The 13,189-nt window shown below is 38.8% G+C and carries 14 protein-coding genes; 8 read left to right on the top strand and 6 right to left on the bottom strand.

All coding sequences use genetic code 11. The annotated features are described in order from the left end of the window. Positions 1–28 precede the first annotated feature (28 nt). The 3 genes from J7E81_RS12825 to J7E81_RS12815 all read left to right on the top strand — a co-directional run bounded on the left by J7E81_RS12825 (position 29) and on the right by J7E81_RS12815 (position 3,310). Positions 29–1,030, top strand: coding sequence for a macro domain-containing protein (locus J7E81_RS12825; protein ID WP_215042577.1), 1,002 nt, complete (start codon positions 29–31; stop codon positions 1,028–1,030). An 86-nt stretch (positions 1,031–1,116) separates the two neighbouring features. Continuing rightward, positions 1,117–1,770 carry a vWA domain-containing protein gene (locus J7E81_RS12820; protein ID WP_215042643.1) on the top strand — a complete coding sequence of 218 codons (654 nt, stop codon included), beginning with the start codon at positions 1,117–1,119 and terminating at the stop codon, positions 1,768–1,770. A 289-nt stretch (positions 1,771–2,059) separates the two neighbouring features. Next, entirely contained in the window at positions 2,060–3,310 is a 1,251-nt protein-coding gene (locus J7E81_RS12815) for a HAMP domain-containing sensor histidine kinase (RefSeq protein ID WP_308162209.1), read from the top strand. Positions 3,311–3,484: 174 nt separating this feature from the next. Here the strand turns inward: J7E81_RS12815 and J7E81_RS12810 are convergent, their stop codons facing one another. Further along, the gene (locus J7E81_RS12810) at positions 3,485–3,868 is read right to left on the bottom strand and encodes a DUF1398 family protein (RefSeq protein WP_215042574.1); all 384 of its coding nucleotides are present in this window, start codon (positions 3,866–3,868) and stop codon (positions 3,485–3,487) included. Between the two features lie 205 nt (positions 3,869–4,073). Here J7E81_RS12810 and J7E81_RS12805 point away from each other — a divergent pair, with 205 nt between their 5' ends. Next, on the top strand, positions 4,074–4,745 hold the full coding sequence (locus tag J7E81_RS12805; protein WP_251028615.1) for a DUF2161 family putative PD-(D/E)XK-type phosphodiesterase: 672 nt from the start codon (positions 4,074–4,076) through the stop codon (positions 4,743–4,745). Positions 4,746–5,113: 368 nt separating this feature from the next. Here J7E81_RS12805 and J7E81_RS12800 read toward each other — a convergent pair whose 3' ends face one another. Further along, positions 5,114–5,626: a TQO small subunit DoxD gene (locus J7E81_RS12800; RefSeq protein ID WP_215042572.1), complete on the bottom strand. Its 513-nt coding sequence runs from the start codon at positions 5,624–5,626 to the stop codon at positions 5,114–5,116. Between the two features lie 647 nt (positions 5,627–6,273). On the opposite strand from J7E81_RS12800, the gene J7E81_RS12795 reads away from it, so the two are divergent. After that, positions 6,274–7,521: a Bcr/CflA family multidrug efflux MFS transporter gene (locus J7E81_RS12795; protein ID WP_215042571.1), complete on the top strand. Its 1,248-nt coding sequence runs from the start codon at positions 6,274–6,276 to the stop codon at positions 7,519–7,521. A 118-nt stretch (positions 7,522–7,639) separates the two neighbouring features. Here the strand turns inward: J7E81_RS12795 and J7E81_RS12790 are convergent, their stop codons facing one another. Together J7E81_RS12790 and J7E81_RS12785 are read right to left on the bottom strand one after the other, a co-directional pair. After that, positions 7,640–7,813, bottom strand: coding sequence for a hypothetical protein (locus J7E81_RS12790; protein ID WP_215042570.1), 174 nt, complete (start codon positions 7,811–7,813; stop codon positions 7,640–7,642). A gap of 204 nt (positions 7,814–8,017) precedes the next feature. Then, a complete protein-coding gene (locus tag J7E81_RS12785) occupies positions 8,018–9,487 on the bottom strand; it encodes a flavin monoamine oxidase family protein (protein ID WP_215042569.1) in 1,470 nt (489 codons plus the stop codon). Positions 9,488–9,701: 214 nt separating this feature from the next. Between J7E81_RS12785 and J7E81_RS12780 the strand changes: the two genes are divergently transcribed. Together J7E81_RS12780 and J7E81_RS12775 are read left to right on the top strand one after the other, a co-directional pair. Then, the gene (locus J7E81_RS12780; RefSeq protein ID WP_215042568.1) at positions 9,702–10,511 is read left to right on the top strand and encodes a hypothetical protein; all 810 of its coding nucleotides are present in this window, start codon (positions 9,702–9,704) and stop codon (positions 10,509–10,511) included. A gap of 234 nt (positions 10,512–10,745) precedes the next feature. After that, positions 10,746–11,075, top strand: coding sequence for a hypothetical protein (locus tag J7E81_RS12775; RefSeq protein WP_215042645.1), 330 nt, complete (start codon positions 10,746–10,748; stop codon positions 11,073–11,075). A gap of 154 nt (positions 11,076–11,229) precedes the next feature. Here J7E81_RS12775 and J7E81_RS12770 read toward each other — a convergent pair whose 3' ends face one another. Next, on the bottom strand, positions 11,230–11,412 hold the full coding sequence (locus tag J7E81_RS12770) for a hypothetical protein (RefSeq protein WP_098527274.1): 183 nt from the start codon (positions 11,410–11,412) through the stop codon (positions 11,230–11,232). A 370-nt stretch (positions 11,413–11,782) separates the two neighbouring features. On the opposite strand from J7E81_RS12770, the gene J7E81_RS12765 reads away from it, so the two are divergent. Beyond that, positions 11,783–12,757: a S8 family peptidase gene (locus tag J7E81_RS12765; protein WP_215042567.1), complete on the top strand. Its 975-nt coding sequence runs from the start codon at positions 11,783–11,785 to the stop codon at positions 12,755–12,757. A 92-nt stretch (positions 12,758–12,849) separates the two neighbouring features. On the opposite strand, the gene J7E81_RS12760 is transcribed toward J7E81_RS12765, so the two are convergent. Continuing rightward, positions 12,850–13,113, bottom strand: coding sequence for a hypothetical protein (locus tag J7E81_RS12760; protein WP_215042566.1), 264 nt, complete (start codon positions 13,111–13,113; stop codon positions 12,850–12,852). Positions 13,114–13,189: the final 76 nt, after the last annotated feature.

Genomic DNA, 13,189 nt, shown 5'->3' with positions numbered 1-13,189 from the left:
CCCCATGCTTCCTTAGGGGGTTACATTTATGCCGCTAGAAATGGTTCGCCATGATATTACGAAGATGATTGTGGATGCGATTGTGAATGCTGCGAATACGGCGCTGAGCATGGGCGGGGGTGTTTGTGGTGCGATTTTTCAGGCCGCAGGTGCCCGCGAGTTACAGCAGGCTTGTGATCAAATTGGCGGCTGCCAAACGGGAGAAGCGGTGATTACGGATGGGTTTAACTTGGATGCTAAATACATCATCCATACTCCAGGCCCTGTTTGGGAAGGAGGAACCCGCCAAGAAGACGCATTATTAATGGCTTGTTACCTAAACTCCTTGGAGTTGGCGAAAAATCATCAATGTGAATCGATTGCTTTTCCATTAATATCAACGGGCATCTATGGTTATCCAAAGGAACAAGCCTTACAGATTGCGGTTTCCGCCATTAGTTCCTTTTTACTAAACCATGATATGCTAGTTTACCTAGTGGTTTTTGATAAACGTTCGTTCGGGTTAACGAAGAAATTGTTTTCTTCGATAAATGAATATATCGATGAGCATTATGTAGATGATGCGGAAATTTTGTTTAATCGGAATCGACAAGGACCCTTTATTTTAGAAGAACGGCAGGAAGTAGACATTCACCAGCAGGATTTGTTTCAAGAAGCAGAGTATTCGTTAGTTGAACTGTTAGACCGGCTCAATGAATCTTTTTCGGATCGGTTGTTACGGTTTATTGATGAGAAAGGCTTGACGGATGTGGAGACGTATAAACGGGCCAACATTGACCGGCGGTTATTCTCAAAAATTCGCAATGAAGCTGATTATACGCCGAAAAAGAAAACCGCTGTTGCGTTTGCGATTGCCTTACAATTAAGTTTAGCGGAAACGAATGAGCTGCTCGAGGCGGCCGGTTATACATTGACACGCAGCAGTAAATTTGATGTGATTATTGAGTTCTTTGTTCAACAAGCCAACTACAATATCCATGAAATTAATGGAGCCTTATTTGCTTTTGATCAGCCGATCCTCGGTGCTTAAAATGTCGCCTTCCAAGCGACCAATCTCTCACTATTGAATGGTATCCTTTGTTTATCAAAGAACAAAGGATGATGATGATGATGATGATGAAAAACAATCTAACCGAATTAGTGTTTATTTTAGATCGGAGCGGCTCGATGGCAGGGCTAGAAGCAGATACGATTGGCGGCTATAATGCCATGTTAAAGAAACAGCAAAAAGCAGAAGGTGAAGCAATTATCACGACCGTATTATTCGATCATCAATACGAACTTTTACATGACCGGATCCCTATCAAGGGCATATCCCTTCTTACAGAAAAGGATTATGAAGTAGGCGGCACCACTGCCTTATTCGACGCGATTGGTTTTACAATTCAAAAAATCGTCAATGTCCAAAAGCGAACGAGGAAGGAAGAACAGGCCGAAAAAGTACTCTTTGTGATTACCACAGACGGAATGGAAAATGCCAGCCGCGAATTCACAGCTGAGAAGATTAAAAAAATGGTTCACCATCAAAAAGAGCACTATGGCTGGGATTTCTTGTTCCTGGGTGCCAATATTGACGCCATCTCAACAGCTGCACGATTTGGAATTGAGGAGAGCTTCGCTGTCGATTACCATGCCGATGTTGTCGGAACGCAATTAAATTATCAAGCGGTAAATGAAGCAGTCAGCAGCCTTCGAACAGGCAAAAAGATTGATCGAAATTGGAAAAAAGGAATCGAGAGCGACTTTAATCGGCGTTCGAGGAATGAATAGACCATTCTTTTTTCCAGGATTCTTTTGAGAACTATATTGAACTCGTAAAGACGATAAGTTGTTAAATTCGTAAAGGATTGCCTGCGGTGATCCTTTTTCTTGTGGAGCGAACATGCAGGTTCAGACAAAAAACTTCAATTGCCTACATTTTTACAACAAAAGTCGACATAAGTTCATCGTTTTAAGGTATAATTAGGTACTATCTACCATGTTTGTATGGAATGACCATTACAAAAATCGCCCTATCTGGCAGGATTCAAAGATAGACACAGGATGAAAGGTAACGAAGATGAGTATAATAAAGGATTTTTTGCTTCAATTAACACTTATGATCCTACCCATATTTACTTACTACACCTTTGTGACAGAGTGGGTAAAGTGTAGGAAAAATAGAATCGTCCTCATGTCGATTTTATGGGGAATCTCTATCCTATTTTGCATGTCCTTCCCAGTAGAGTTTGGGGAAAATGCTCGGATCGAATTACGAATTATTCCGCTCTTATTAGGGACTCTTTACGGAGGAGTTTGGCCAGGTATCTTCCTATCCGTTGTTATTATCCTTTATCGGCTATATTTTGGAATCAGTGTAGGATTCTATAGTACGCTGCTTGTCCTGTTATTTTCGTTGCCTGTTATTTTATTTTTCCAAAAATCATTTGCGCGTTCGAAAAAAGATAAACGGGTTAAAATTGCGGTTGGGCTCGCCTTTTATTACTGTCTGATCGGTATAACGATCGTTGGTATCCTAAGAGGTTTTACCATCGATTATTTGAAAGTACAGAGCATTCATCTCCTCTTTGCAGTGGGCGTTATTTGGTGCTTCACCGTCCTAACGGAAACCATCAGGGAGATTCACCAGTTGCGGTCAGAGATGGAAAACACGGAGAAATTACGAGTGATCAGTGAGTTAACTAGTGTTTTCGCTCATGAAATTAGAAATCCGATGCAAGTGACACGTGGTTTCCTGCAGCTTCTCAACGAACCTGAATTGCCGAATGATAAGAAGAAATATTTGCAGCTATCGATTGAAGAATTAGATCGTGCCAATGAAATTATCAATGATTTCTTAACATTAGGAAAGCCCACTATCGATCACAATCGAGGAATCGACGTAGGTTATCAGCTACAACGCGTCGTGAATATCCTGCAAAGTTACTCCCAGAACCATAATGTTGAGATTAAAACGGAATTTTTGGATAACTGTTGGATTTATGCCAATCCTCAAAAATTAAACCAGTCGCTGATTAATATTTTGAAAAATGCGATTGAGTCTATGCCGACTGGTGGATTGATATGGGTTAGTTGTACGTCAACCGATGATGGATACATAAAGATTTGCATAAAGGACCAGGGCATCGGTATGACCAAAGAGCAAATTGATCGGCTTGGATCTCCGTTTTATTCCTTAAAAGAAAGTGGGACAGGATTGGGAATGATGGTCAGTTATCAAATTGTCCGATCTTTCAAAGGGAAAATTCAGGTCAATAGTGAAGAGGGAAAGGGGACAGAATTTATCATTCTTTTGCCCCGGATCTCCTAATGATAAAGGCTAAGAGCGAGCATCCTTTGGATGTTTGCTCTTAGCCTTTTTTTACTAGGTAGACTTTAAGCAAACATGCCTACTTCGTTTAAAATTCTAGTTATTATTTACTTTATGTAAATTCGCACTATAAAGTTAAAGTGTTTTGTCAATTTGATCCTGGGACGATGATTTTTAAAGTCGAAGTTGTTCTACGATTTGTTCACCATTTATCCCTTCGTAAATTGCTCTCTTTTCGTTAATATTCACGGTATAAGTCTTAATCCCTGCGTTAGCTATCTCTCTAAGAAAGTCCAAAAAAGGAATAGTCATGTTTCCAATGGTTTGCAGTGCCTGATCTCGATCAAAGTCTTTTGAAATCACAAAGTCAACTTGAGGATCCGTTTTTTGCGCTGATCGCTCACCCTTGTAGGTCGCTTCACCCGTAGCAACATCAATATTATATTCAGTAACCCCGCTTTTAGATAATTCATCCAAAAATTCCGCAAAGCTGGTCTTTCCTGTGCTTCTTCTTTCAATAATATTATGCAACTCTTTCTCCGTTAGATTGTCATTCATGGTCGTTCCTCCATCATAGCGATTTTCTTCCTCATTTTAACCTTAATAAGGTAAAAGCAATCACCACAAAGATGTAGAGTAATTCATTTTAACCTTTTCCAAACACAGAATATGGGTTAAATTATAAGTTATGAAACTTATTACTTTGATACAAAAAGAATTTTGAACATCAAATAGTTAGGTTTGAATTGGATGGTGATCACGGATGACGGAAACAAAAAAGCTGCAAGAGATGGATTTATATAAACCAATTCAAACATTTTTCGTAAAAGAAGGCTACGAAGTTTACGGTGAAGTGAAAGATTGTGATATCGTTGCCGTAAAAGAGGAAGAAATCGTTGTGATTGAATTGAAGCTTACGTTAAGTGTTGATTTGCTTATACAGGCGGCCAAACGCCAGCGAATAACAGATCAAGTTTATATTGCCATCCCCAAACCAAAGCATCATTTAAATTCACGAAAGTGGGCGGATAAATGCCATTTGATTAGAAGGCTGGAATTGGGGTTAATTTTGGTTTCAAGTCCATCGAAACGAGGGAAGGCAGAGGTAGTATTTCACCCATCGACGTTTAACCGCCGTAAGAGTATGGGGCAAAGCAAAGTAAAGAGAGCTGCTGTATTAAAGGAAATTAATGGGCGAAGTGCGGACTTCAATGTGGGCGGCAGCAATCGAACCAAAATCATGACTGCCTATAAAGAGAATTGTATCCGAATTGCTTGTTACCTAATGGATCTGGGTCCATTATCTCCGAAAGCGTTAATCCAATTAGGAACAGGCGACAAAACTTCCTCCATTCTTGTTAAAAATTATTATCGTTGGTTTGAAAGAATTAAGCGAGGCACCTATGTGAAAGTGAGAAGGGCAGGGAAGAAATAAAAGAATATCCTGATCTTTTGAATTATTATTTAAGTAGTTTTAAAAACTAGTTATTAAATGCTGAAGTAATAAAATCAGAATAGTATATCCCCCTTATGGGAAGGGGGATAAGTGAATGAGTCCTAATAAAATTAAATTTAAAATCTATCCTTCTATTAATTATTGGGAATTGGAGTACATAACCCTGTATTAGACTAAAAGCCATTTAGTACTCTAAATTTGTCTTAAGGACTATGGCTGACCATGCTAAATTTATTGGCATCTATGTTTTTTGAATATAATTTTAATAGAGTGTTAAAAAGTTAAGAAACCTAAAATTGCCTATTTGAAAAAAAGCCCTTATCTAAATATGAAAAGGGCTATATTCATTACGCGCTTTGAGAAATTTGTTCATTTTCAGATTTTTTGTATATTAATTTTCCTAGGAGTGGTATAAACCAACGATCCAATCCAATCTTTCCAGCATTTATTCCTGCCAACAGAATAAACATTCCCAGTAACACCATCTGGGGATTTGTACTTGTTGTACCTGATAACATATAAGCAAAGTTCATTGTAAGCCCCATTAGTATAGAAAATGAAGTAAAAATACCCAAAAGTAATCCCAGGCCAACTAAAAATTCTCCCCATGGCACTATTACATTAAAAAGATCCACGTAGGGTAATGCAATCTCTTTTAAAAATTTTCCCCACCAAGGTTGAACAACAGGATGTTCACCAGACATATTTTTTACTGCTCCAACCATAAAGCCGCTTGCATCGAATTTTCCACTAGAGATTTTTCCCCATCCAGCATTTAACCACTGCCATCCAAGATAGAAGCGAAGTATAGTAAGTGGCAGCGTTACAAATCGATTTTCTTTTAAAAATTGAATAAACATAATAAAACCTCCAAATTGTTTATTATTATCATTGATATTGATTATCATTATCAATTATTTTATTGCGTTTATCAATAAGCAATAGGTCCCAAATACTTTTTATAGGTTAGTTAAATATTACTATTATAAGTAGGTGGTTTTAGATAAGAATATAACTTTTCCTACTATTCTTTAACTACTTAAATACTAACTTTTACTTGTTAAACCATAGTTTACTCAATATTAAATTAATGTAAATAAGGGAATAAGCAGGCATTTACAGTAAATAAAAGAGGACATAAAGTCAAAGCAACTAATAAAGTTTAGTACAATGATATAATTGAGCTACTTCAAGAATTTGTCTTTGTACATTATGTACATGTGAAACACTGCAAGTTGTAGGTGTTCCCCCTTTTTCAGATATTCATGGTCTTTTGCAGACTAAAATAAATTAAATTGTTTACCACTGAGCAAAATCGGGTTATAATTAAGATTATTTTATTTAGGATGTCGAAATAATCGGAAAAGTTCTTCGTTACGTTAGGGAACAATTGGGTACAGACATATAGGAGGGGATTCTATAAATCATCCTTTTTGTTCAAGCAACAGGGAGAAGGAAACGTAAAGATACACCATGTGAAAATTTTATTTTAGAAAGGCGATGGACATTGAATAAACCGAGTGGAAAGAAACGAATACAGCTGGCGATACTTTTAGGATCACTTGGACTTTTGGGACCTTTTACAATTGATACGTATTTACCGTCCTTTCCAACGATTGTAAAAGATTTTGATACAACCGCATCACTAGTACAGATTAGTTTAACATCCTGCTTACTAGGATTGGGATTGGGGCAATTAGTGATTGGTCCTTTGAGTGATGTAAAAGGCCGCCGCAAACCCTTGCTATTGTTTATCACCTTGTACTTACTGGCTTCCGTAACATGCTCGTTTGCACCAAATATCTATTTCCTTATCATCGCGCGTTTAGTTCAAGGCTTTGCTGCAGCAGGTGGACTGGTCATCTCGAGAGCGATTGTTCGAGATCTTTTCAGCGGAAGGGAACTGACCAAGTTCTTTACGATGATGGTGTTAGTCGGGAACCTCGGGCCGATCGTGGCACCGATTGCTGGAGGGGGGATCCTTGCTTTTTCCAATTGGCATGGCGTTTTTGTTGTTTTGGCCTGTATTGGCGCGGTGTTGCTCTTCGTTGTTTCACTAAAATTAGAGGAAACATTACCTGAAGAAAAACGTGTTCCAAGTAATTTACCACAAATTATGAAGAATTTTGGTTCTTTATTTAAGGATCGAACATTCATGGGGTACGCACTCATACAAGGTTTTACAACGGCAGGCATCTTTGCCTATGTATCTGGAATTCCATTTGTCTATCAGAATATTTATGGAGTAACTCCACAGCAATTTAGTTTATTATTCGGGACAAATGGGGTAGCGTTAATTATTGGGAGCCAGCTGGTCGGCCGCTTAGCCGACATTATTTCGGAGCGGACGTTCTTAAAGATTGGCTTAGCCCTCTCTAATCTAGCCGGGGCTTGGTTACTAATCGCCCTGCTATTAAAAGCTCCGCTTCTGGCTGTCGCGATTCCCATTTTCTTTTTTATTGGTTCGATCAGTATTATTGGTACCACATCGTTTGCTTTAGCGATTGAAACGCAAGGACATATAGCCGGCAGTGCTTCTGCCTTATTAGGATTATTGCCATTTGTTCTGGGCTCATTAGCGGCCCCACTTGTGGGCATTGCAGGGGCGTTTACAGGTGTTCCTATGGGCGTGATCATCTTTGCTGCGAGTTTTCTGGCGATCCTTTGCTATTATGGATTAGTAAGAAGAGCTTCGCTGAAAATGCAGCTCTCCAAGGACCAGTGTGCATTAAAGAAAACCGTCTCTAAGATATAAATAAAAAGGAGAACACATTTCATCAATTGGTGAATGTGTTCTCCTTTATTTGTCTACTATTAATCTTAATAAGAACATAAAGGTAGGATGTTTCCTTTCTTTATTATTTTATTAAAGGTTAATCCGTATATCTAACACCTTTTAACATCATTTCGACATTACTTTTGGCATCTTGGACAATGTTTTTTCGAAATTCTTTTGCTTTTTTAAAAGCTTCCAACATTCCTGATGCTAATATTTTAATTTCTCTAGACCCGACTGGTTCTTCTAGTAGAAAAATATATTCTTTCATCCTGTTCACCTCTCAAGTTGTAATTTTAATATAATTATATAGGATTTTGTAAGCGATTACCACTATTATTTGTGAACGTTTTCAAAACTTTAGAAAGTATGTGTTAGCTGGGTTTATATTTCAAGTTTTTAACGAAGGAGGATCGATGCCCGTTGAAAAGACTAAAAGGTTGCTCGTATCTCAAGCAACCCTTCCTATCGGTGATTAGTTTGGCAGATCATTCACTTCATTAGCTACTCGGATTCCCGATTCAATTGCCCCTTGCATCCACCCGTGAGTAATGGTCGTATGTTCACCTGCAAAGTGGACTCTTCCTTCTGGTCTGGTTATATAAGGAAACAGTTCATTTTCCTGACCCGGTTCGAAAGTGGCTAACGCTCCAGTCGAGTAGGGATTATCGACCCAGCTAAAGGAAGTACCAACGATATACTCAGAATAAACTTGGTCTCCATAAATCTCAGCTAAGTTCTGTAAAGCGTATTGAATGCGGTCTTCGTCTGATAAACCATCCCATGTCAAAGCCTCATCAGCCCATGTATAACTGGCCACCACAACAGCAGGTCCACTTGTCCCAATCCCCTGACTCGGGTAATAGGTGAAGCGGATCGGTAAGTCCGTTATCGACTTTCCTCCACGTTGATTGAACCGTTCCCAAAATCTGCTTTTAAATTCTATTCCGATTTTGGTTGCGGCCATATAGTTCAATTCACGAATCGCTCGCCGTTTATAGTAGGAAAAAGAATGGTAGGGCTCTACTTTAACAAATCTAAGTACGGAAAAGGGAATGGTGATGATGGCAAGATCACTGGTGATAGTGGAAGGAGCGTACGTTTTCGGATGGAAGGAATGGATCGATACACTAGTGGGATGTTGGCTAATTTTGGTCATCCTTTGATTCAATCGAATGACATCCTTTAATTGCGGCAGAAAGGCTTTCGGAAGCAAATCCATTCCACCTGTGATCTCATAGTAACGAGTTGTTCGGAATTGCGAGGCTTCTCGCAGAACTTCAAGAAAGGACATTCCCATATAGGCTTCATAATCAAGGAGCACTCCAATCATATCAACCGCGCCATCAGAAAATGTCGTTCCATATTGGTAATGATAAAATTTTAAGAACGAGCCAAGAGTGTAATCACTAAATTCTTTTTCAATAAAGCGCCAATTTTTTTGAGGATTTTTGTTAATAAAATCAACAATGGGCTGTAACGCTAAATTTAACAGGTCTTCGGCGCTTTTCCCTTTTTCGTTAGGGTCTACCGGAAAGTTAAGTATATCTGGATAACGTTCAAAAATGTTCAGTCGTGTTTTGATTCCGTTGACATAAAGAATATCGACATCCGTTCGGTTAATAAACACGTTTAAATTTAACCCGAATTTCTTACAATACTCGAAGGTTAGATCATGTGATTCTGGTATACGCATCGGTCCCGCGTTCATATACAGCCCGTTATGAAATGGGGAACGGATGGTATAGATGCGGCCGCCTACATTGTCACTGGCTTCCAAGAGGAGGACATTGTGACCGGCATCTTTTAATAGGGAAGCGGCAACCAGTCCTGCTATTCCGGCTCCGACTATTGTAATATTCTTAGGTACTTTTGACTTATTCAGCCCGTTTCTAATCATGCTGATCATTTGTGGAGTTGTTAACGGATTATATTGATCAGGCATCCCATTCCCCCTTGTGAATGATTTAATACATTGTATTCACTTATAGATGCACCTATGTATTTAGGGGATTTTGGCCATGATTAGGGATGTATATTTTCAGAAGGTCCTGGGTGATAGTATGCTTTCCGTAGGACTACTCTATTTTCTTGTTAGGATTATGGTTATAATAAATTTAAGATTTTGTGGAAAAGGAGATTTCTCGGAGGGGATTAGTATGACAGTTAAACCAGCACAGCAGCGCGATAAAGTCAGTTCGTATCAAAATCTTCGTTCCTTATATGAACAAAACATCACTGTTAATAGTATTGCGGAACATTTAGATACGTGTGGGCTATATGATGATGCTAATGCTATTAAACACATGATGGTAACGAAGGACTATGATATTTTGGGTGTAGAGGAGAACGGAATTGTCATTGGTTATGTGGTAAGAGAGGAGCTGCATGAAGGAACCTGTAAAGAATCCTATCGTAGGTTTAGTCCGACTGAGCTTGTATCGGAATCCACATCCCTTTTACAGACGCTGTTTATTTTCAAAGAAACGGACCGAATTTTTATCCTCGAAGGGAATCGGATCACAAAAGTGGTCACCTTGGCGGACCTACAAAAGCAGCCGATTCGGATGCTGCTTTTTGGATTAATTTCCTTATTGGAGATGCATTTATATCGGATTATAAATGATTATTTTCCTAATGATACCTGGAAACAATATTTAAATGCTAATCGGATTAAATTTGCGGAAGATCTCTATGCTCTTCGAAAATCCAAGAATGAGGCGATTCAATTAAGTGATTGCTTGCAGATCTGCGATAAAAGAGACATCGTCCTAAATAAGGATTCATTGAGAGAACGGTTGGGAATTGAGAACAAGACGAAAGGGAAACAGTTTTTTAAAAAACTGGAAGAACTTCGGAACAATCTGGCTCATTCTCAGGATATCAACACGGAAAACTCTTGGAATGAAACGTTTTCTTTAATCGAACAGACGGAAAATATCTTAGAAAAATGTGAAAAGATCAAGTAGTAATTTGAAGTTGGTGCTAGACATTAGGCTCTATATTCATTAAATGAGTATGCTTTTCAGCCAATTATGGATTAGATTTTCCACCTATCCAACAAAATATTACGACACAATTGTATGGGGATTTTAGGAAATCTATGATAATTGGGTAATACTGATTAGGTTGGACAAAATATGTTATGGGAATGGTGCAAACTTGAGTTAGCTCATTCCTATACAACAAGGGAGTGAAAATAGATGACTGAAAATAACGAACGCAATCAATATGGTGGAAACACAAACCAAGCTGGCAACAATGCAACGAACCAAACTGGTAACAACGCTACGAACCAAGCTGGTAACAATGCAACGAACCAAGGCAGAAGTGACGTTGGTGAAGCGGTAGGTACGGTGGGCGGCGGTGCAGCAGGGGCTATGGTTGGATCTATTTTGGGACCAATCGGTACGGTTGCAGGTGGACTTGCAGGCGGTGCACTTGGAAACCAAATCGGCGAGGAAGCTGGCGGGAATAACAATGCTGCTAAAAACCGAAATGCCACCAATAACAGCGGTTCTATGAACCAATAGTGTTTTTATAATAAATCAGCCAGATCACAGTGGTAATCTGGCTGATTTTCTTCTTCTGGGTATTGTAAATGTTTATCCTGGTAACTTTCTTAAAACTTGATGACGAAAAAAAGAAGGTACTTTCACCTTCCAAATTGTTTTTATGGATTCAGTTTTACGTTCGCTGAATCGTAGAGAGTGAGAAGTTTTTCACCATCTTTTGCAAGTTTCGATGACCTTCTCTTAATTTTATCGTTTCTTCGATGATTTTTTGAAATCCTTCCAAATCCCGATCTGATGCATTCAATAACGACTTTGGAAGACCTTCGACGAGTTGTTGTAGGGTTAGTTCATTCAAGGATCATACCACCTTTCAACTTATTCGTAAGACACATCGGTTTTGTCTTGTTTTTAATATTTTGTATAGAGATGATTTTTTCCTGCCCACACGTTATAAAACTTATCTACATGAATCTCCATATTTTATAAAGAATAGAAAAAATACTCCTTTTTCTTGCAAATTAAGACGGTAAATCAAAGCAGGCTGCTGCTAATTGTAGAAAAATATTATTCTCCATTGCCGGTATGATATGTTTCTATCAAAAAAACCAGGAAAAAAGAACGAGAACAAATGTACGTAAAAAGAATCTGTTTTAAGAGAATCAGAAGGGTTACACTATTAGTATCATCATAGAATGACTTCAATGAAACTACCAGGAGGGGATAAAATGGAACGAAAAGTACGCTTAATTCCTTACCGATTGATTGCTGAGGTAGAAGAAGTAACCGAGGTGCCAAAGGGAATCGAAATGATTCAGGCCCCAAAAGTCTGGGAACAAACTAAAGGAAAGGGCATGACCGTTGCGATCCTCGATACAGGCTGTGATGTCACTCATCCTGACTTGAGGGAACGGATTATCGGCGGCCGGAATTTCACGAATGATGATAATGGAAACGAAGAGGTTTATCGGGATTATAATGGTCACGGGACCCATGTAGCTGGCACAATCGCAGCAACAGAAAATCAACAAGGGGTTGTCGGTGTGGCTCCAGAAGCAAATCTATTAATTGTCAAAGTCCTTGATAAAAACGGATCGGGTCAATACGAATGGATTATTAATGGAATCTATTATGCGATTGACCAAAAGGTTGATATTATTTCTATGAGTCTAGGCGGTCCCGAAGATGTTCCTGCGTTACATGAAGCCATTCAAAAAGCTGTCGAGAATCATATTCTTGTCGTATGTGCAGCCGGCAATGAAGGCGATGGCCAGGATGCTACCAATGAATTTGATTATCCTGGATCATACAATGAAGTAATCAGTGTGGGAGCCATCAACCTGGACCGACGAATTTCTGATTTTAGTAATTCCAATAATGAAGTCGATCTTGTCGCTCCTGGCGAAATGATTCTGTCCACTTATCTGGATGGAAAATATGCGAAGCTCAGTGGAACGTCTATGGCCACTCCGCATGTCTCTGGTGCACTTGCTCTTATCAAAGCGATTGCGACCGAATCCTTTGAGAGAGAGTTAACCGTGACTGAACTTTATGCGCAATTAATCAAAAGAACGGTTCCTCTCGGTGATTCACCTAAGTTAGAAGGAAATGGGCTGCTATTTCTCACGACCGCTGATTATTTAAAGGAAGTATTTAGTAATCAGGTTAAAGCAGCGGTGTCTCAAGTTTTAGTGGAAAACTAGTTTCTTTGTTTTACCCTAAAAAAAGCAGTGCCAATGAGTTCAACTGGCATTGCTTTTTTTAGCAAATGACTTAACTTCTTTGATGAATTCTTTTAATACAGACCATCCCCCGGTTCCCGATACTGCAGGACTCCATAGTGAACACCTTCCAACGGAATTTCCTTTTCTTTCAGATTGATATTTTTGTTGTAAGGAATAATTATGTAGGTTTCTCCGTCCTCTTTGTTTACTTCTCGTCTAAATTTCTTGTATAAGAGATCACGCGCGACCTCCAAAGAAGAAGCCTCCATTGAATCCACTATACGATATCTATATTTTCCATTCCCATTTTTCGTTTTTAAAATAATATATTTCATCAAGATTCGTCCTTTTCTTAGTTATTTACCACAATTTCACAGTTTACAAACCTAATTTCATCATTATTTTTATATA

It is taken from the genome of Bacillus sp. ISL-18, from assembly GCF_018613415.1.
In the GTDB taxonomy this organism is placed as follows: Bacteria; Bacillota; Bacilli; order Bacillales; family Cytobacillaceae; genus Neobacillus.
This window is presented reverse-complemented; position numbering and strand designations above follow the sequence as displayed.

Coding starts and splice junctions, on each gene's coding strand:
- J7E81_RS12790 (WP_215042570.1), bottom strand. CDS start 7,813: ATGAAAGAATATATTTTTCTACTAGAAGAACCAGTCGGGTCTAGAGAA.
- J7E81_RS12815 (WP_308162209.1), top strand. CDS start 2,060: ATGAGTATAATAAAGGATTTTTTGCTTCAATTAACACTTATGATCCTA.
- J7E81_RS12775 (WP_215042645.1), top strand. CDS start 10,746: ATGACTGAAAATAACGAACGCAATCAATATGGTGGAAACACAAACCAA.
- J7E81_RS12805 (WP_251028615.1), top strand. CDS start 4,074: ATGACGGAAACAAAAAAGCTGCAAGAGATGGATTTATATAAACCAATT.
- J7E81_RS12760 (WP_215042566.1), bottom strand. CDS start 13,113: ATGAAATATATTATTTTAAAAACGAAAAATGGGAATGGAAAATATAGA.
- J7E81_RS12810 (WP_215042574.1), bottom strand. CDS start 3,868: ATGAATGACAATCTAACGGAGAAAGAGTTGCATAATATTATTGAAAGA.
- J7E81_RS12765 (WP_215042567.1), top strand. CDS start 11,783: ATGGAACGAAAAGTACGCTTAATTCCTTACCGATTGATTGCTGAGGTA.
- J7E81_RS12825 (WP_215042577.1), top strand. CDS start 29: ATGCCGCTAGAAATGGTTCGCCATGATATTACGAAGATGATTGTGGAT.
- J7E81_RS12780 (WP_215042568.1), top strand. CDS start 9,702: ATGACAGTTAAACCAGCACAGCAGCGCGATAAAGTCAGTTCGTATCAA.
- J7E81_RS12820 (WP_215042643.1), top strand. CDS start 1,117: ATGAAAAACAATCTAACCGAATTAGTGTTTATTTTAGATCGGAGCGGC.
- J7E81_RS12800 (WP_215042572.1), bottom strand. CDS start 5,626: ATGTTTATTCAATTTTTAAAAGAAAATCGATTTGTAACGCTGCCACTT.
- J7E81_RS12785 (WP_215042569.1), bottom strand. CDS start 9,487: ATGCCTGATCAATATAATCCGTTAACAACTCCACAAATGATCAGCATG.